Below are 16,961 nucleotides of genomic sequence, written 5' to 3' on the forward strand. Positions count from 1 at the left end.
ACCGAAATTCTCTCCGAGCATTGGGATTCTCATGGACGACCGTTTCAACACTATCGCCGGCTGGACCCTGTTCGCAGGTGTCGTGGCCATGGGCACCGCCTATATCAGCCAGAAGATCTACCATGGCGACGAGGCCGAGATGCCGGAGAAGCCCGGCTTCTTCGTCGAAGGTGCGGAAGGCGGCGAAGGCGGTAGCGAAATGTCGGTCGCTGAAGCGCTCAACCTGGAAGGCGTAAGCGCCAGCGCCGGTGAAGCGCTGTTTTCGAAATGCAGCGCCTGCCACTCCATCGCGCAAGGCGGCCCGAACGGTATCGGTCCGAACCTGTGGGGCGTGATGGGCCAGCCCATCGGCAAGCATGTCGCCGGCTTCGCCTACTCCAGCGCGCTCGCCGGAAAGGGCGGCGTCTGGGACTGGGAAAACATGGACGCCTGGCTCAAGAGCCCGCGCGCCTTTGCCAACGGCACGAAGATGAGCTTCGCCGGCCTTTCCAGCATCGAAGACCGTGCATCGATCTCGCTGTACCTCAATTCCATGGGCTCCAGCCTGGCGGTGCCTGAATTCGTCCCCGAAGCGGACGATGCGGCAGAAGGTGAAGAAGGCGCCGAAGGTGTCGAGGCGGCGGAGGATACCGGGATCGCTGAGGGGGTTGCGGGCGACGAGATCGCCGACGATGCCGAGCAGGAAGTCGAAAACGACGCCACCTGAAGGCTCGGCTGATTGAGCGGGCTAATAACGGCGCGGGACCGCGTCAGTCGCGGCCCTTGAACCCTTTCGCCACCACGTACCACTCGGACGAGCCTTTGCGGCTGGCCGGCGGCTTTGCGTGTTTCACGCTGGTAAAATTGGCCTTGAGCAGCTTCAGCAGGTCGTTATCGGTGCCGCCTGCAAGGACCTTGGCCACGAAGGTTCCGCCCGGCTCCAGCGTCTGAACCGCGAAATCGACCGCCGTCTCGACCAGGCCCATGGTGCGCAAGTGGTCCGTCTGCTTGTGGCCCACCGTGTTGGCCGCCATGTCGGACAGGACGAGGTCCGGCGGCCCATCGAGCGCATCGGTCAGCGCATCGGGCGCGGCATCGTCCATGAAATCCATCTGGAGGATCGTCACGCCCTCGATGGGCTCGACTTCGAGGAGGTCGATGCCGACGATGCCCGCCTTGGGCCGCTTCTTGCGCACCACCTGCGCCCAGCCGCCCGGCGCGATGCCGAGGTCGACCACGCGGCTGGCGTTCTGCAGCAGCCCGAATTTTTCGTCGAGCTCGATCAGCTTGTAGGCCGCGCGGCTGCGATAGCCGTCGGCCTTGGCCTGCTTCACGTAGGGGTCGTTGAGCTGGCGTTCCAGCCAGCGGATCTGGCTGGCCGTGCGCCCGCGCCCGGTCTTGATCCGCTTGTCCGCATCCTTGCCGCTGCGCGCCATCAGAAGCCCCGCTGCCGGGCGGCGAGCAGTTCGGCGCGGGCGACATCGCCTTCGTGGTCGGCGGCCATCAGGCTACGCAGGATGCCTTCGCGGATGCCGCGGTCGGCCACGCCCAGCCGGCTGGCGGGCCACAGGTCGAGGATGGTTTCCAGGATCGCGCAGCCGGCCACCACCAGTTCCGCCCGGTCGTGGCCGATGCAGGGCAAGAGCTCGCGCTCGCTGCGCTTCATCGCGGCAAGGCCGCTGGCGACATCGCGCATCGCGCTGCTCGGCATGATCAGCCCGTCCACAGCCTTGCGGTCGTATTGGGGCAGCTCCAGGTGGACCGAGGCGAGGGTCGTCACCGTGCCGCTGGTACCGAGCAGGCGCATGTCGGCGCATTGGTGGGGCCGCACGCGCTCCTCGAATTCGGCGAAACTGTCGCGCACCAGGCCGCGCATCTTTCTGTAGCGCGCGGCGCGCTTCACGTCGTCGTCGATCTGCCCGCGCCCGGCGGTGTCGGTCAGCGAGACGACGCCCCACGGCACGCTCTGCCAGTCGATGATGCGCGGCACGGGGCCGCCCGGTTCAATTAGGACCAGCTCGGTCGAGCCGCCGCCGATGTCGAAGATCATTGCCGGGCCGACGCCGTCTTCCAGCAGGATATGGCAGCCGAGCACGGCCAGCCGCGCTTCCTCCTCGGCGGAAATGATGTCGAGCGCGATGCCGGTCTCGTCCTTCACCCGCTGAATGAATTCCTCGCCGTTCTCGGCCCTGCGGCAGGCCTCGGTCGCGACCGAGCGGGCAAGGTGGACGTCGCGCTTGCGCAGCTTGTCGGAACAGATCTTCAGCGCCTCGACCGCGCGGTCCATCGACGCGTCGGACAGGCGGCCGGTATGCGCCAGGTGCTCGCCGAGGCGGACCACGCGGCTGAAGGCGTCGATGACGACGAAATTGGGGCCGGAAGGACGCGCAATGAGCAGGCGGCAGTTGTTGGTGCCGAGGTCGATCGCGGCATAGCTCTGGCGATAGGAGCGGTGCGGCGGGCGGCGCCAGCTTTCGGCGCGTGGCGGCCCTGCAGGGGCGCTGCCATTGCCCGGGTGCGGCCGCTTGCCGCGGGATCCTGTCGGGGGTCCGGAGCCCTTGGAACCGCGGCCTTTTCCTGCCGGCTTGCCCTGGTCCCGCCTGCGTCCGGGAGAGGGGTGTTCCTGTGCGACACGGGGCCGCTGCTCCGGCGGGTCGCTATCCGCCATATGCATTATCTTTCTTTCTGCCCGCCGGTCCGAAGGGGCCGCACGGTGACCTGTGGGCGATGCTACAGACCAAGCCCCCTTCCGGCAAGTGCAGCGCTTGACGAACAGGTTTCGCGACCCTAAACGCGCGCCTCCATTGCCCCGTCGTCTAATGGCAAGACTACGGACTCTGACTCCGTCAATCAAGGTTCGAATCCTTGCGGGGCATCCAGTTTTTCCAAGTGAATACAGCCGCTTAGGCAATCCGGGGTCGATTTCCCGTGTTGCACCATGTTGCACAGCTATTCCCTTGGATTTCCACGGTTTCCCCGTGTCGCTCGGCAGCTCCATGCAACATGGATGGAACATGGCGAGGCGGTCGAATCGTCGGTTTCAGTAGGCGAGAGCCACCGTCATAAGCTCCAGGCCCTCACGCCTGCCCAGTTCCTTCACCTCTTGGATGTTGTGATCGCGGCCATCGTAAAGGACGCTATCGGTGACGCTCACGCCTTCGATATAGCGCAGCCGGAACAGCACCCGGCTTTCGGCAGTGACGGCTGCGGCTGCAAAGAACTCTCGCCCGCTCATTTGCCGAACGTCCGCCGGGACGGTCGCCACGTCCACGGTTTCGGTGATTTGTTCGCCGTATTCGTTTTCGCCCGTCACCATTTCGCGCTGGATCGTCACGCGCCGGTCGAGCGCGCCCGCGTTCATACCGACAAGCTCCGATAAGGCCCGATTAAGCGGTCCTCGCCAAGCGCGGCGCGAACGTCCGTCCGCTCATCGAATGCCACCGCAACGCGGCTCAGCACTGCCAGTTTAAGGCGCGGCGGCACCTCGCCCACGCCATCCCAAGCATCGGCAACGGCGCGCACGGCATCGCTGGCGGACGAAACTAGAATGGCGATCGTCGCATCCTCATCGTCCGCCATCACGCGGATAAATTCTTTCGCTTCCGCCAAGGTCACAAGATCAGGCATCGGGCCGCGCTCCCGTGCCGGTGCGGGGGTTCCAGCCTTCCACCTGCCTTACCTCGTCGGCATCGAGCACGCCCGCCTCCAGGGCGATCTTGTGCGCGTTCCACCGGGTTTCGGGATCTCCGCGTAGGAACCCGGACAGATCCAGTTCAAGCTCATAGGGCGAGCCGGACGGGAACAGCGATCGGGAAAATTCCGCTTCGATCTTGCGTGCCCAGGGGGCGAGGCAGAACGTGGCGAACCACCGGCCCGCCGTCTCGCTATTCGTGAAGGTGTTGTGCGTGTAGTCGCCAATGATCGGCGGGGGCACCTGAAACAGCCGCGCGATTTCTTCCACGCCGAAACGCCGGGTTTCCAGCAGCTCGGCATCCTCAGGCGATATTTGCGCCACCTTCCAATGCAGCCCGCCGTCGAGGATCAGCGCGCGGCCGGAATTGGCAGCGCCTTCATGGCGAGACTGGAATTGCTCGCGAAGGGCCGTGCGCTGTTCCGCCGTCATTGTGCCGGGGTGTTCGATGACGCCTGAGGGGTTCGCACCATTGGCGAGGAACTGGCGCGCGTGCCGGTTAGCGAGGTCCACGCCGGTTACAGTGTCCGCCGATCGGGAAAGGCGAGAAACGCCGATCTTGCCGTCATTCGTGCGGTCGCGAAGGTGGATTGCCTCGCCCTCGATCAGCCGCCGGGTGTTGCCCTTGCCGTCGCCAATATCATAGCGCAGGCGTCCGCTCGGCAGATCCTGCACCGTCACCATCCCCCAAGGGTGATAGATCAGGCCGGAAACCTGCCCGTTCCCGCTGCGCTCGATTTCCAGCAATCCGTTGCCGGTCAAAAGCGTGTCGGCAACCAGGTGCTCGATCGTGTCGCACCACGTCATTGCCGAATTGCAGCCGTAGCGGATCAGGCGCGAAAGCGGGTGCAAGGCGTGTTCTAGCCGCGTCTCGCCTTCCCAGCGGTAAACCCGCGCCGGGACGTAGGCGAGGGCCGTAGCGATCGAGGACGTGCAAGCGAGCACCGTGGACAGGTTCTCAGCCGCCCGTGCGCTCAGGCCGGAATAATAGCCCGTCATCGGTGCCAGCGCCTGCCAGCTCGGATCGAGCGGTGATGTATCGGCGCGGCGTTCGAAGCCCGCGAAGGCTGCCAGGCGGTCGATCATGCCCATTGCCGTGCCTCCGCAAGCCTCAGAGCCCTAGCGCGCCTCAGATTGCCGCAATGGCGGTCGAGCGAGCGCAGGGCTATTTCGGTGCCCTCATAGGCTGGCCATGCCGAAACCACGCTAATCTCGCGAAGGTCGATAGAGCGAAGGGTGCGGGTGTCGCCGTCCCATTCCTCGCCACCTGCCGGGATCAGGAAACCGAAAGACATTCCGCCAAGGTCGCCGCGTGCTGCCAGGGCCAGCACGTCGCGCCCCGCTGCCGTGTCGGGAACGTCGAGCGCGAAGGCCAAGCCCTTATCGTCCTCGCGCAATTCCAGCGTGCCGGTGCGGGTGCGACCTAGCACCTTGCCCGCGTCATGGTCGAGCAAGGCGAGAATATCGGTAGCGAGCGCGTTCCGGAAAGCACCGGGGGCGATGCGCTCCCGGAACGCGCCCAGGTCCGCCGTGCTGGCAAACGTGGCGGCATAGCCCTCTAACCGACGCCCCGCCGTGCGAAGCTCGGTTGTGAAGCGCCGTTCAAGGGTTGCCACCATATCCGTCATTCAGCCACCTTTGCCTTGAAGGTGACAGTCCCGGATTTCGTGGCGGACGGCTCGCCTTCCAGTTCGAACCCGGCGCGGCGCAATGCCTTCACTGCCCGGTCGATCTTGCGGGGGTCGATCGTGTCAGCCATCAGCCCGCCACCCCGGTTGCCGAGACGAACGAGGCAGGCCGGCGCACGCCGAAGTCCACCGACGCCATCGCGCGAACGAGGATATTGCCCTTCGAATAGGCGGTTTCCGCGTAGGGGTTCACGAGGATGTCGAGCTGCGACCAGATACCGATCAGCAGATCGGACCAGTCGCCATAAACGAGGCCGTTTTCATCGGTGCCAGCGCCCAGGTTGTCCGGTGCCTGATTGGTGAAATACGCCTGTTCGCCGTGGAACGTCTCGGCAATCGTGATCGGGTGGCCGTCACCGTCGCGCAGCTTCATCGCCGTAGCGCGAACGCCGTTGGTCGAGAGGAACGCGCGGCTGTCACCGATGTTGGCCACGTCCGCCGCGGCGATCATGTCCGCCGTGGTCGTGAACAGATCGGTCGTGAAGGGCACGGTCGGCACGTTCGGGTCATTGATAAGCCCGCGCGGCTCGGCACCCGTTCCGCTGCCAGCAATCGCGGCACGGTCGATTTCCAGCGCCACGTTGCGGCTCAGCATATTGCGCACCAGCCCTTCCACCTGAGGCGAGGACTGCAACAGCAACTGCCGCGACAGTTCGGTGATGACGCCGACGTGATGCGGGGTGAGGGTGAGAGAATCGAAGGTCGCGCCATCGGTGGGCAGCGCCTCATCCTCATTCACCCAGCCGACATTCGGGCTGCCGATTTCGCGCGGGATAACCACGTCGCCGGTCAGGCCGGTAAGCGTGGTGGCACCCAGCCGCGAAACGATCGCGGTATTCGTGAGGGCCGAAACGAAAAGGTCGGGCCGGAACGATTCAGGCGCAACAGCTGACGCCGTGGCGGTCGTCATGGCAGCGCGCTTTTCGAACAGTTCGGTTGCGACATAGACGCCCTTGGCAGGGCCACCGGCACGCTCGGCAAGCATTGCCTGTTCGCGCTCGATCTTGGCGCGGTCCTTCACCGCCATGCCAGCGCCGAAGCGCAACGTCTCGATCAGGCTCTGATTGCGCAGCTCGGCAAATTCATCGCCATCGCGGGTTGTGAGGGGGGTGCCGGTTTCGGTGCGATCGGCGGCGTCGATCTTGCGCTGGCGATCCAGCTTGGCATCAAGGCTTCGCAGTTCGGTTTCCGCAGCTTCGAAAGCGGCGTTATCGTCTTTGTCGTGGGCGGCGTTCATGCGGTCCACCAGGGCCGCCCGCTGCTCTAGCAGTTCCGCAGTCTTCATTCTTCAATCCTTCTATCGGGGTGGGCGTCCCCACCACTGAGAAAACCGACGCTTCGCAGCGTGGGCAATTGGCCCCCCATCCGGATAAGGCCCCGGTTCTCGTCAGTGCCTAGCGCGGCGGACGAAAGCCAAGGGGGTGGCAATATCGCCTTACAGTGTTTTGCCGTATTAAGCAACTGCATCACTGCCGATGTTCGCTATCTGTCCACAATTCTGTTAAGCGAGTCGGCTTAGGCAATTGAGAGGATTTCAAACGATGTTCGAAGTGGGGCGGCGCTACACGATTGTTACCCAGGACCATGAAGGCGAGTGCTCGTCATCTGCCGAGATTCTTGAATACGAGCATCCGCTTGTGAAGCTCGGGCGCGTGGGCAATTACGAGATATTGAACGTCACAAGTCCCGCCTTTGTCCGAGCCATCCCAAATGACAAACAGGCGCGCGACAGTGAAGAGAAAGCCCACAAGGAGTTCATGGAGAGCTTCGAGGTCAAACTGCACAAGGGCGACTAGACCCATTCAAGCCCGCTGCCCTCATAGGCGGCGGGTTTTTCCTCGCCCTTCGCCGCGATACCGCAGGCCATGATAAGAGCGGCCATGCCGTCGATGCGGTCGATCGAGCGCGCCTTATTCGGTTTGCGGTTGCCCGCCTGGTCGGTGTCAAAGATCAGGTTAGAGGCATTCCAGCGCAGCACCGGGTGCATCCCGTGTTTCAGCTCGGCTTCAAGCAACAGCATTTCGAAGGCGTCGATCGCACCGGCCATGCTAACGAAACCCTGCCCCCAAGGCTCTAGGGGCAGCTTCACGCCTTCCCCGTCGAGGATGACATTCAGGTCCTCGATCGCGTGGCGGTCATAGGCAATGGCGCGAACGTCGAAGGCTGAGGCAATCTCTGCCAACCGGTGCGCGATATACCGCTTGTCGATCGCCTTGCCGGGGGTCGCTTCGATAAAACCCTGTTTTGCCCAGGTGCGATAGGGCACCCGGTCCACTTCCTCTTTCAGGTCGATACCGGCTTTCGGGCACCAGAAATAGGGCAGCACCGCCCCGCTTTCGGGGAAGTAAAGCACCAGCGCCGAAAGATCGCGGGTGCTGCTCAGATCGAGGCCCGCATAGCACCGCTTCCCGCGAAGCTCATTCAGGGGCACCGCCTCGCCGCAGGCGTCCCATTCTTTCGGGTTGATTGCCTTAGGCTCGGCATCCACGCGCATATTACAGTGAAGGTTGAGGAACGCCGGTTCGAATGTCGGCATCCGCTGCGCACGCTCAGCCTCATTGGCAATCTGTTCCGCCGATACGAAAACGCCGATCGCCGGATTCGCCAGCGGCCAGTTCTCAGGATCGTAGGGGTCGGCATCCTCCGGCACCGCGTAAAGCACGCCGTGGAACGCCGCGTCCTCGATCTCGCCCGAATTGACGCGCTCGGCATAGTCCACCAGTTCGGACATTAGGTTTTCCGGGTGCGGCGATTGCGTGCCGATCGCCAGCAACAGCGGCTCTTTCCGCTTGCCCATCGAGGTCCGCAGCACGTCGAACAGCTCGCGCTTTTTCCATTGCGCCAATTCATCGCAGACAATGAAGCTAGACGCCGTGCCGTGCACCGCCTTGCCGTCACTGGCGAGGGCGCGGTATTTGCTGCCCGTCTCCGCGTCCTCGATAATCTTGTAGAACCGCTGCACGTTCAACCGGTCGGCCATCCACGGGGTTGCCAGGATGATCGCTTCCATCTCGGCAAAGATCAGGCCCGCTTGCTCTTTCGTGGCAGCCGCCGAATAGCATTCGCCGCGTTGCTCGGCTTCCGGGCCACACAGGTGGCACAGCGTCAGCAGGGCAGCGAGCACGGTCTTTCCCTGCCCACGCGCCACCGACATTAGGCCGGTTCGCACCCGGCGGTTGCCATCGCCATCCACGGCATAGACGGCTTCGATCCAATCGCGCTGGAAGGGCAGCAGTTCGACATTCTCGCCCGCGCCGTAGCCCTTCGTGATCGGCAGGCTTTCGATGAAGGCGATAACCCGCTCGGCGCGGCTCAGGCCGTCCGCCTCCCACGGGAAACCGTTCTCAGCCGGAACGGTATTGGCAGCCGCCTTGCGCTGGCGCGATGCACCCGGTCCTCTAGCGCCCATTTCGGTTGCCCTTTGAAACTAACTCAATTTTGTGGTCCCCCGGCGCTCTGGTCTCCCCAGTTACGAGCGATTTCTCGTTTTCTTGCGCACCAGCAGTTTGCGTAGTGCCCACACGACTAGGGTCCACAGCCCGATGATTCCGATCGTGACGAGGAAACCTAAGTTTATGCCTGGAATCTGTAATGCCAAGACAATCAGGACGAACCCGACCCAATAAAGGCCGGTCAGAAACGCGTTCATTTATGCTTCCCCCATTCCACGGATGATTAGGCGCTAATGGGGTTCCCTTTGCATCACAACCTTTTCTCGGTTTTGTGGTCCTCGCTGCTCCCGCCTCAGGTCCGCGTGCTGTCTTTGCCGAGTGGCAAGACAGGCATAGCGCCCGCAATCCATCGAGGCCGGGGAAGGGTGGCCCGCCGTCACTGATAGCGTGGACGTGATCGACATGGCTTGCCTGTATGTGTCTGCCGATGGCGCGGCAGTCCTCGCATAGGGGCGAGGCCGATAGCTTCACCTTGCGCAGGCGCTGCCATTGTGCGGTCGAGTAGGGCCATTCAGCCATCGTCTGTTTCCGGTCCTATCACTGCGATGATGTTGAAGCCCTTCACGGCACCGACGATTGCCCGCCGCTGCGACCGGGACGTGCCCTTGCTGAATAGCGCCGCCTCGATTTCGCGCGGCTTCATCGGACGGCTGACAGCATCGAGGGCGATCAGCGCCCCGCGCCGTTCATCCTCTGACATTGCCTCGATCCTCGCCACCAGATCGGATGGGTCGGGTTGCTTCCAATCGTGTTCCAGTTCGGTTTGCACGTCCGTCTCCTATGCTGCCAGTGCCTTGGCCAGCCGGTCACAGTGCCGGTCTGGCAGGTTCCTGCCGTTCACGAATTTACTGAGGGTGCCGCCGGGTATGTCGAGCGTGTCGGCAAGGCGCGATTGCTCGCCCGGATCGCTCGATTGCAGGTGATCCATGAGGCGCTGGCGCAGTTCGGCCAATTTTGCCCCCGATGTAGGATTGGCTTGTTTCCGTCCCGATGTTTCAGGCTCGGCGCTGCCTTCCCCCTGGTAAACTATTTGTGGCCCAGAATTTGAGCCACCCGGAAAACTGGAAACGTGGCTTGTTTCCGTCTCGGCACTGTCAGAAATTGAGCCACCCCCGGCGGGTGTTTCCATGCAAGTGTCAGAATTTGAGCCGGATGGTGTCAGATTTTGAGCCTGAGAATTTCCATGTTTCCACTTTTCGAAGTCCCGCGTCGGTGCGGACGGCTTGCATCCCGGCGCTGCCACCCACGTCAGGCGATAGGTCGCTGCCAGTAGATTGTTGCGGTTGAACGCGCCCGGTTTGGTCTGCGCGATGAATCCCTTCTCGATCAGCTCGGCAAGGCAACGCTTTACGGTATTGCGGGAAAGGCCGGTCGCCTTCGCGCCGGTCCTCTCGCTGAAATACAGTTCCCCGTTGCTGCCCCCGTCATCGAACCGGGCGAGCGCGATCAGCACCTTCACGGCATTGCCGGAAAGCGCCAACCACGCATCGCACCCGGTTATCGAGTGATAGAGCCGCAGGTGGCGCGGCTCTTTCTTTCGCCGGAACTTGTCCGCCATTGCCCTTAGAAACCTTCGTCCGGGTCGCAGCCGGTATCGTCCACGGCACAATCGGGATCGCTCAATTCGCATCCCGGCCCGTCAGCGCCATACTTGGCCGAAAGGTTGGTATTCAGATCGTCCTCGTCGCACTGTCCGCCCGCGTCAGCGATTTGGCAGCCGGGGCCGTCATCGAGCGAAACCCAGGACGGCACCGAACTGATTTCGTCCTCGTTCCATTCGCCTTCCAGGTCCGGGTCGCCATCGGTGAGGTCGAGCCGTTCGATCAGGCGAGGGGTGAAGCGGGAACCGATACGGAACACGGTCGCCAGCGCCTCGGTCAATTCCTCGTATTCATCACGCGGGATCAGAATGCCGCTGTTATGGTGCAGAACACTAGCCATTGCGCGCCTCCACCATTCGAAGCCAGCGCAGCCGGTTCCGCATTTCAGCATTTGCTTGAAGGCGAGGGCGATAAGGCGTAGAGAGAGCTTCGAAGTTTCCAGCTTCAACCGAAGCCCTCTGAGCCATGCTCAGGGGGTTTTTGCTTTCCATGTCATGCCGCCTCCGAACTGAATGCAGCGTCCAGTTCAGATTTCCGAAAATAGAGCTTCCGGCCCTTACGGATGACAGGCAGCAGGCCCTTTTCCGCCATGTTGTAAACCGCGCGGGGGGTCTCCCCGATGTATTCTGCCGCAGCCTTGGCACCGGGCAGGAGGTCATTTGCAAGCATTACGTCTTCTCCATTTAGGGACAGGTAACCCTTTCCCTTTACGCCGCGTTGCATTGTGTCGTCAATAGGGATAGGTGACCCTTCCCCTCATTCGGAGATTTTCGTGCCGTTATCGTTTGCTGAGGCCAGCTTCATCACCGGCTTAATCGCAGGCATCGACCCTTCGAAGGGGGCGACATTCGAGTCGCGACTAAAGCAGTGGCAGAAAAAAGGTTTTCCCGAGGGCACTCAAGTCGGGAAGGGGCAGCGTGCCGAATATGGCGCGACTCAGGTTTTTCAGCTCGCCCTTATGGCAAAGCTCCTCAAGGTCGGATTGACGCCTGATCGAGCGCAACACGTGATTCTTGCCGGGTGGCCCGCCTTCAAGGACGGGATAGTTGAGACGCTATTGTGCCAGGCGAATGATGCGGACCACCTTCACTATTTCATGGTGCAGCTCGATGCGCTGTCTGACCTGACCAGCCCCGATTCCGATCACGAGCATGTGTTCATCGAAATTTTGACAGACGACGAAATGGCCGAGGCGTGGGCACCGTCTGAGGAAATTGAATCCGAGGAAGAGGGGGAACGATACGCTTATTTTCGCTTCCTCGTTAAGAACCGCATGGCGCTTTCGATCACGATAGAAATCGATTCCCTCCTGCTATGGGTTTGGGCAGCATTCGCTGCGCGTGAAATCGACCCTTCAATTTTTGCCGACGAACTGGCGACATGGGAGAGTGAGAGGCGCGAACGAGGGCGCTCACACCAAGGCGATCAGGAGGCAATTAACAGCGATCTATCGAGACGCTCGCTCGAAGCCTCAAATGCCGTTGGCGTCGATCGAGTAGAGGCTGCGCGGGCGGCGCTATCCAAGGTTAAGAACAGTGGCAATTCGTAAGCGCCAGTGGACAGCCCCGGACGGCACCCCGAAACAGGCTTGGCTTGTCGATTACCGCGATCAGGCCGGGAAGCGCCGGTTCAAGCAATTCTCCCGCAAGAAGGATGCGGACGCCTACGAACTGACAGCGAAGGGCGAGGTCCGCCAAGGCATCCACACTGCCGATAGCGATTCCGTATCGGTCGCCCGTGCCGCCGATCTATGGCTGGCGAAGGTTCGGGGCGATGGCCGGGAAACCACCACCACCGACGCTTACGAACAGCAGGTGCGGTTACATATCGTGCCCAGGTGTGGCGCGACGAAACTTTCCCAGCTTACGGCACCGGGCGTTCGGTCGATCGTGGACGATTGGCTAGGCGAGCTGTCCCGCGCGATGGCCGTCCGCTGCCTGAGGACGCTAAAGGCCATCCTCACCTATGCGCAGGAACGCGGCCTAGTCGCTCAGAATGTCGCGCTGGCAGTGAAGATCGAGAAACAGCCCCGGCCTAAGGGCAAGGTCAAGCCGCCGTCGAAGGTCGATCTAAGGGCCATCCTGAAAGCGTCGGACGCTTCCACCGATACGAAAGCCCGCGCGATGGTCGAACTGGCGATATTCACCGGCTTGCGGGCGTCGGAACTGCGAGGGCTGGCGTGGCGGTCGATCGACCTAAAAAAGGCCGTGCTGAATGTCGAACAGCGCGCCGATGCGAAGGGCGTGATCGGTGCCCCCAAGTCTGCCGCCGGGTTGCGCCGTATCGCCCTGCCGCCGCGCGTGGTGAAGGTGTTGCGCGAATGGAAGCTCGCCTGCCCCGCGCACGATCTCGATCTTGTGTTCCCCAGCGTGAAGGGCAAGCCGCTTTCGCACCATATCCTAATGAAGGATGTTGTCGGGCCGATCCAGATTGCCGCGAAGGTATCGACCGGCGGCGATGATCCTGCCCCGCGATATGGGATGCACGCTTTCCGGCACGCCGCTGCCAGCCTCTGGATCGAGCAAGGATTGAACCCCAAGCGCATTCAGGCGCTCATGGGGCACAGCTCTATCCAGGTGACGTTCGATACCTATGGGCATCTGTTCGACAATTCCGATCAGGACGCGCGGGAGGCCGCTGCGATCGAGGCTGCGCTGTTTGCCGATGCAACATGAGTGGAACATGGCGCGGGTTTTCCGCAGTTTTGTGCGGGGTCGATGCGGACTCTGACTCCGTCAATCGAGGTTCGAATCCTCGCGGGGCATCCAGCCTTCCCGATCCGTTACCCCTGCGCAGGCACGTGATTTCACACGCGACGTCTCGACGTGCGTGCGCCGGCTTCCTATCTCGAAGCGGCAACGAGAATGGAGAGCGATATGGACGTGAAGCAGCTGACCGAAAACCTTGCCGTCACCGGACAGGTCCGCCCGGAAGACATCGCAGCGGTCAAGGCGGCGGGATTCCGATCGCTTGTCTGCAACCGGCCCGATGGCGAGGAGCCGGACCAGCCGGAATGGAGCCAGGTCGCCGCAGCCGCCGGAGACGCCGGGCTGGAAACGCGGTTCATCCCGATAGCCTCGGCCGATGATATCGCTGCCAGCAAGGACGAATTCGCCTCGGTGCTGGAAGAATTGCCGGGCCCGGTGCTCGCCTTCTGCCGCACCGGCAACCGTTCGGGAATGCTCTACCAGGCAAGCCAGGGCTGAGCCGCTTGGCATTCCCGCCTTGCGCGCATAGGGCGGCGCGATGACCAGCGAACGCGACCTTTCCGACCGTAAGTTCTATCCCGCCGACCAGGAGGCGAAGTTCTCCACCGAGCAGGCCGATACGCCGCAGACGCGGCATCCGGCCTACAAGCTGGCGTTCCAGGACAAGGATTTCCTGCTGCGGGACGAGCTGCGCCCGGTGCGGTTCCAGCTCGAGCTGCTGAAGCCCGAAATGCTGCTGGACGAGGCCGGGGTCGGTTCCACGCTGGTGATGTACGGTTCCGCCCGCATCCCGCCGCCCGAAAGCGTGGACGAGGTGGAGGAGCAGGCCGCCAAGCTGCCGGAAGACGAGGCCCGCGTCCTGCGCAACCTCGCCAAGAAGGCGAAGTATTACGGCGAGGCGCGCAAGCTGGCCCGGATGGTCAGCGAAAAGTCGATTATCGAGGAAGGCAAGCGCCAGTTCGTCGTCTGCTCCGGCGGCGGGCCGTCGATCATGGAAGCCGCCAATCGCGGCGCGAGCGATGCGGGCGCGGAAAGCGTCGGCCTTAACATCGTGCTGCCGCACGAACAGGCGCCCAATCCTTACGTGACGCCCTACCTGTCGCTGAATTTCCACTATTTCGCCCTGCGCAAGATGCACTTCCTGCTGCGCGCCAAGGCGGTGGCGGTGTTCCCCGGCGGCTTCGGCACGTTCGACGAGTTCTTCGAGCTACTGACGTTGATCCAGACCGGTAAGATGAAGAAAATGCCGATCCTGCTGTTCGGCAAGGACTTCTGGACCCGTGTGGTCGATTTCGAAGCCATCGCCGACGAAGGGACGATCAGCCACAAAGACCTGGGACTGTTCCAGTGGTGCGAAACGGCGGACGAGGCCTGGGCCGCCATCGCCGAATTCTACGACCTCGACCGCTAGGGTCAGTCCAGCGAGCGCACCGCCTGGTGGCCCAGCGGGCCGTGGCCCGCGCCGAAGCCTGGCGCGTTCCGGATCGCCGCGCGCACGAACTTGCGCGCCAGCCGGACAGCATGTTCCATGGGCACGCCGTGACCCAGCAGCGTGGCGATGGCGCTCGACAAGGTGCACCCCGTCCCGTGCGTATGCTGGGTTTCGATCCGCGGGTCGTCGAATTCGGCCCAGCGCCCCTCGACCGGCACGAAAAGGTCCTCGATCCGCTCGCCTTCGCCGTGGCCGCCCTTGGTGAGGACGGAGCATCCGGTGGTGCCGACCAGGAGGCCGCTGGCGGTGTGGATCGATTCGCGATCCGATAGTTCGGTGTTCATCAGTCTGGCGAGTTCGGGCAGGTTCGGCGTCAGCAGGCTGGCGATGGGAAACAGGTGCTCGCGCATGGCCGCGACCGTCTCGTCCGCCGCCAGCTGTGCGCCGCTGGTGGCAACCATCACGGGGTCGAGCACGATGGGAAGCCCCGTGCCGTGCAGCCGCCCGGCGACGGCTTCGACCACTTGCGGCGAGCCCAGCATGCCGATTTTCACCGCATCGGCCCCGATGTCCGACAGGCAGCTGTCGATCTGCGCGGCGACGAAATCGGCGGAAACCGGCTCCACGCCCTGCACGCCGACGCTGTTCTGCGCGGTCAGCGCGGTAATCGCGGTCATTGCATAGCCGCCCAGCATGGTGACGGTCTTGATGTCGGCCTGGATGCCCGCGCCGCCCGAACTGTCGGACCCGGCGACGATCAGGATGCGCGGCGGAGTCTTCACCGGCGCGTCGCTCACGATGCGAACTTCCGCACTGTGGAGGCGGGGAATTTCGCCTGCAGCGCCTTGCTGCGGGTCGGCCGGTCTAGCAATTCGCCGCCGCAATTGGGGCAGGCCTCGTCCAGCGCATCAGCGCATGGCGCGCAGAAGGTGCATTCGAAGCTGCAGACGAACGCGCCGCCGACCTCGGCCGGCAGGTCCGCGCCGCAGCGTTCGCAATCAGGCCGCATTTCCAGCATCAGGCGGCAGCCTTCACCGCGGCGCAGATCGAATCGACGACCCGCTCGACCTGGCCCGCATCGTCGCCTTCCGCCATCACGCGGATAAGCGGTTCGGTGCCCGACTTGCGGATGACCAGACGGCCGCCATTGCCAAGATCGCTCTCGCCATCGGCGATGGCCTGTTTCACTGCCGCCGCGTCCAGCGGGTCGCCGCCATCGTAGCGGACGTTTTTAAGGAGCTGCGGCACCGGATCGAACAGGTGCAGCATCTCGCTCGCCGGCTTGCCGGTGCGGACCATTGCGCTCAGCACTTGCAAGGCGGCCACGGTCCCGTCACCGGTGGTGGCGAAGTCCGACAGGATCATGTGGCCCGACTGTTCGCCGCCCACATTGTAGCCGCCCTTGCGCATGGCGGAGAGGACGTGACGGTCGCCGACCTTGGTGCGCACGAGCTCCAGTCCCTCGCCCTGCAGAAAACGTTCGAGGCCGAGGTTGCTCATCACCGTAGCGACAACCCCGCCGCCCTTTAGCCGCCCACGCTTGGCCCAGCGGCTGCCGATCAGCGCCATGATCTGGTCGCCGTCCACCGTCTCGCCTTTCTCGTCGATCACGATAAGCCGGTCCGCGTCGCCATCCAACGCGATGCCGATGTTCGCGCTTTCCTCCAGCACCCGGGCCTTGATTGCATCGAGCGAGGTGGAGCCGACGCCGTCGTTGATGTTGAGGCCGTTTGGCGAAGTGCCCATGGCGATCGTGTCCGCGCCCAGTTCCCAGATGGCCGAAGGCGCGACCTGGTAGGCGGCGCCGTGGGCGCAATCGACCACCACTTTCAGCCCGTCGAGCCGCACGTCGTCTGCCAACGACTGCTTCACCGCGTGGATATAACGGCCGCGCGCATCCTCGATCCGGCGGGCGCGGCCGATGGAATCGCCGTCCGCATGATCGGGGGCGGCGTCCATCAGCGCCTCGATCGCTTCCTCGTCCTCGTCCGACAGTTTGTATCCGTCCGGCCCGAACAGCTTGATGCCGTTGTCGTGAAACGGATTGTGGCTGGCCGAAATCATCACCCCGATGTCGGCGCGCATCTCGCGCGTGAGCAAGGCGACGGCGGGAGTGGGTAGCGGCCCGGTCTGGATCACGTCCATGCCCACGCTGGTGAAGCCCGCGACCAGCGCATTTTCCATCATGTAGCCCGACAGGCGCGTGTCCTTGCCGATCACCACGCGATGGCGGTGATCGCCGCGCAGGAAGTGTGCGCCGGCGGCCTGGCCCACCTTCATCGCCAGCGCGGCGTCGAGCAGCTTGCCCCCTGCCAGCCCGCGAATCCCGTCCGTGCCGAAATACTTGCGGCCCATGTCCTGCCGTCTCCTTCGAAAGTCATGTCGCTTCGGTGAAATCACCGGTGGATGC

At 63.3% G+C, this 16,961-nt stretch carries 23 protein-coding genes and 2 tRNA genes; 8 read left to right on the plus strand and 17 right to left on the minus strand.

The window, feature by feature from the left end:
• The first annotated feature begins 31 nt into the window (after window positions 1-31).
• Window positions 32-706 carry a c-type cytochrome gene (locus QQW98_RS07380; protein WP_290134344.1) on the plus strand — a complete coding sequence of 225 codons (675 nt, stop codon included), beginning with the start codon at window positions 32-34 and terminating at the stop codon, window positions 704-706.
• A gap of 43 nt (window positions 707-749) precedes the next feature.
• Here the strand turns inward: QQW98_RS07380 and QQW98_RS07385 are convergent, their stop codons facing one another.
• Together QQW98_RS07385 and QQW98_RS07390 are read right to left on the minus strand one after the other, a co-directional pair.
• A complete protein-coding gene (locus QQW98_RS07385; protein ID WP_290134345.1) occupies window positions 750-1,415 on the minus strand; it encodes an RlmE family RNA methyltransferase in 666 nt (221 codons plus the stop codon).
• Window positions 1,415-2,647: a Ppx/GppA phosphatase family protein gene (locus tag QQW98_RS07390; RefSeq protein ID WP_290134346.1), complete on the minus strand. Its 1,233-nt coding sequence runs from the start codon at window positions 2,645-2,647 to the stop codon at window positions 1,415-1,417. Before QQW98_RS07390 ends, QQW98_RS07385 begins: the two co-directional genes overlap by 1 nt.
• A 137-nt stretch (window positions 2,648-2,784) precedes the next feature.
• Between QQW98_RS07390 and QQW98_RS07395 the strand changes: the two genes are divergently transcribed.
• Window positions 2,785-2,858, plus strand: a tRNA-Gln gene (locus QQW98_RS07395).
• 161 nt (window positions 2,859-3,019) lie between these two features.
• Here the strand turns inward: QQW98_RS07395 and QQW98_RS07400 are convergent.
• Genes QQW98_RS07400 through QQW98_RS07425 form a run of 6 tightly spaced genes read right to left on the minus strand, consistent with a single transcriptional unit; the run spans window position 3,020 to window position 6,643 of the window.
• The gene (locus tag QQW98_RS07400) at window positions 3,020-3,340 is read right to left on the minus strand and encodes a phage head closure protein (protein WP_290134347.1); all 321 of its coding nucleotides are present in this window, start codon (window positions 3,338-3,340) and stop codon (window positions 3,020-3,022) included.
• Window positions 3,337-3,606 carry a head-tail connector protein gene (locus tag QQW98_RS07405; RefSeq protein ID WP_290134348.1) on the minus strand — a complete coding sequence of 90 codons (270 nt, stop codon included), beginning with the start codon at window positions 3,604-3,606 and terminating at the stop codon, window positions 3,337-3,339. Before QQW98_RS07405 ends, QQW98_RS07400 begins: the two co-directional genes overlap by 4 nt.
• Window positions 3,599-4,756 carry a phage portal protein gene (locus QQW98_RS07410; protein WP_290134349.1) on the minus strand — a complete coding sequence of 386 codons (1,158 nt, stop codon included), beginning with the start codon at window positions 4,754-4,756 and terminating at the stop codon, window positions 3,599-3,601. Before QQW98_RS07410 ends, QQW98_RS07405 begins: the two co-directional genes overlap by 8 nt.
• Window positions 4,753-5,298 (minus strand): HK97 family phage prohead protease, encoded by a 546-nt coding sequence (locus QQW98_RS07415; protein WP_290134350.1) that lies wholly within the window; start codon window positions 5,296-5,298, stop codon window positions 4,753-4,755. Before QQW98_RS07415 ends, QQW98_RS07410 begins: the two co-directional genes overlap by 4 nt.
• Window positions 5,295-5,429, minus strand: a complete 135-nt coding sequence (locus QQW98_RS07420) for a hypothetical protein (RefSeq protein WP_290134351.1) — start codon at window positions 5,427-5,429, stop codon at window positions 5,295-5,297. The genes QQW98_RS07415 and QQW98_RS07420 overlap by 4 nt, the downstream gene beginning before the upstream one ends.
• Window positions 5,429-6,643: a phage major capsid protein gene (locus QQW98_RS07425; RefSeq protein ID WP_290134352.1), complete on the minus strand. Its 1,215-nt coding sequence runs from the start codon at window positions 6,641-6,643 to the stop codon at window positions 5,429-5,431. The genes QQW98_RS07420 and QQW98_RS07425 overlap by 1 nt, the downstream gene beginning before the upstream one ends.
• Before the next feature lie 256 nt (window positions 6,644-6,899).
• On the opposite strand from QQW98_RS07425, the gene QQW98_RS07430 reads away from it, so the two are divergent.
• Window positions 6,900-7,154 carry a hypothetical protein gene (locus QQW98_RS07430; protein WP_290134353.1) on the plus strand — a complete coding sequence of 85 codons (255 nt, stop codon included), beginning with the start codon at window positions 6,900-6,902 and terminating at the stop codon, window positions 7,152-7,154.
• Here the strand turns inward: QQW98_RS07430 and QQW98_RS07435 are convergent.
• The 6 genes from QQW98_RS07435 to QQW98_RS07455 all read right to left on the minus strand — a co-directional run bounded on the left by QQW98_RS07435 (window position 7,151) and on the right by QQW98_RS07455 (window position 11,080).
• Window positions 7,151-8,767: a terminase large subunit gene (locus QQW98_RS07435; RefSeq protein WP_290134354.1), complete on the minus strand. Its 1,617-nt coding sequence runs from the start codon at window positions 8,765-8,767 to the stop codon at window positions 7,151-7,153. The two genes, QQW98_RS07430 and QQW98_RS07435, sit on opposite strands and share 4 nt — an antisense overlap.
• A complete protein-coding gene (locus tag QQW98_RS13970; protein ID WP_404800779.1) occupies window positions 8,757-9,329 on the minus strand; it encodes an HNH endonuclease signature motif containing protein in 573 nt (190 codons plus the stop codon). The genes QQW98_RS07435 and QQW98_RS13970 overlap by 11 nt, the downstream gene beginning before the upstream one ends.
• Window positions 9,322-9,579: a hypothetical protein gene (locus tag QQW98_RS07440; RefSeq protein WP_290134355.1), complete on the minus strand. Its 258-nt coding sequence runs from the start codon at window positions 9,577-9,579 to the stop codon at window positions 9,322-9,324. The genes QQW98_RS13970 and QQW98_RS07440 overlap by 8 nt, the downstream gene beginning before the upstream one ends.
• Window positions 9,580-9,588: 9 nt before the next feature.
• Window positions 9,589-10,368 (minus strand): helix-turn-helix domain-containing protein, encoded by a 780-nt coding sequence (locus QQW98_RS07445; protein WP_290134356.1) that lies wholly within the window; start codon window positions 10,366-10,368, stop codon window positions 9,589-9,591.
• 5 nt (window positions 10,369-10,373) lie between these two features.
• A complete protein-coding gene (locus QQW98_RS07450; RefSeq protein ID WP_290134357.1) occupies window positions 10,374-10,751 on the minus strand; it encodes a hypothetical protein in 378 nt (125 codons plus the stop codon).
• Window positions 10,752-10,903: 152 nt separating this feature from the next.
• Complete coding sequence (locus tag QQW98_RS07455) at window positions 10,904-11,080, minus strand: helix-turn-helix domain-containing protein (protein WP_290134358.1); 177 nt, start codon at window positions 11,078-11,080, stop codon at window positions 10,904-10,906.
• A 103-nt stretch (window positions 11,081-11,183) separates the two neighbouring features.
• Here QQW98_RS07455 and QQW98_RS07460 point away from each other — a divergent pair, with 103 nt between their 5' ends.
• The 5 genes from QQW98_RS07460 to QQW98_RS07480 all read left to right on the plus strand — a co-directional run bounded on the left by QQW98_RS07460 (window position 11,184) and on the right by QQW98_RS07480 (window position 14,530).
• Entirely contained in the window at window positions 11,184-11,960 is a 777-nt protein-coding gene (locus tag QQW98_RS07460; RefSeq protein ID WP_290134359.1) for a MerR family transcriptional regulator, read from the plus strand.
• Window positions 11,947-13,086 carry a tyrosine-type recombinase/integrase gene (locus QQW98_RS07465; protein WP_290134360.1) on the plus strand — a complete coding sequence of 380 codons (1,140 nt, stop codon included), beginning with the start codon at window positions 11,947-11,949 and terminating at the stop codon, window positions 13,084-13,086. The genes QQW98_RS07460 and QQW98_RS07465 overlap by 14 nt, the downstream gene beginning before the upstream one ends.
• 22 nt (window positions 13,087-13,108) lie before the next feature.
• Window positions 13,109-13,179 (plus strand) — tRNA-Ser (locus QQW98_RS07470).
• A 108-nt stretch (window positions 13,180-13,287) separates the two neighbouring features.
• Entirely contained in the window at window positions 13,288-13,617 is a 330-nt protein-coding gene (locus QQW98_RS07475) for a TIGR01244 family sulfur transferase (RefSeq protein ID WP_290134361.1), read from the plus strand.
• Window positions 13,618-13,657: 40 nt separating this feature from the next.
• The gene (locus QQW98_RS07480; protein ID WP_290134362.1) at window positions 13,658-14,530 is read left to right on the plus strand and encodes an LOG family protein; all 873 of its coding nucleotides are present in this window, start codon (window positions 13,658-13,660) and stop codon (window positions 14,528-14,530) included.
• Window positions 14,531-14,532: 2 nt separating this feature from the next.
• Here the strand turns inward: QQW98_RS07480 and thiD are convergent, their stop codons facing one another.
• Genes thiD through glmM form a run of 3 tightly spaced genes read right to left on the minus strand, consistent with a single transcriptional unit; the run spans window position 14,533 to window position 16,906 of the window.
• Entirely contained in the window at window positions 14,533-15,348 is an 816-nt protein-coding gene (thiD, locus tag QQW98_RS07485; protein ID WP_290134363.1) for a bifunctional hydroxymethylpyrimidine kinase/phosphomethylpyrimidine kinase, read from the minus strand.
• Window positions 15,345-15,569 carry a DUF1272 domain-containing protein gene (locus tag QQW98_RS07490; RefSeq protein WP_290134364.1) on the minus strand — a complete coding sequence of 75 codons (225 nt, stop codon included), beginning with the start codon at window positions 15,567-15,569 and terminating at the stop codon, window positions 15,345-15,347. Before QQW98_RS07490 ends, thiD begins: the two co-directional genes overlap by 4 nt.
• The gene (gene glmM, locus QQW98_RS07495; protein ID WP_290134365.1) at window positions 15,569-16,906 is read right to left on the minus strand and encodes a phosphoglucosamine mutase; all 1,338 of its coding nucleotides are present in this window, start codon (window positions 16,904-16,906) and stop codon (window positions 15,569-15,571) included. The genes QQW98_RS07490 and glmM overlap by 1 nt, the downstream gene beginning before the upstream one ends.
• Window positions 16,907-16,961: the final 55 nt, after the last annotated feature.

Origin of the sequence: Alteriqipengyuania flavescens (genome assembly GCF_030406725.1) — a bacterium.
In the GTDB taxonomy this organism is placed as follows: domain Bacteria; phylum Pseudomonadota; class Alphaproteobacteria; order Sphingomonadales; family Sphingomonadaceae; genus Alteriqipengyuania_B; species Alteriqipengyuania_B flavescens.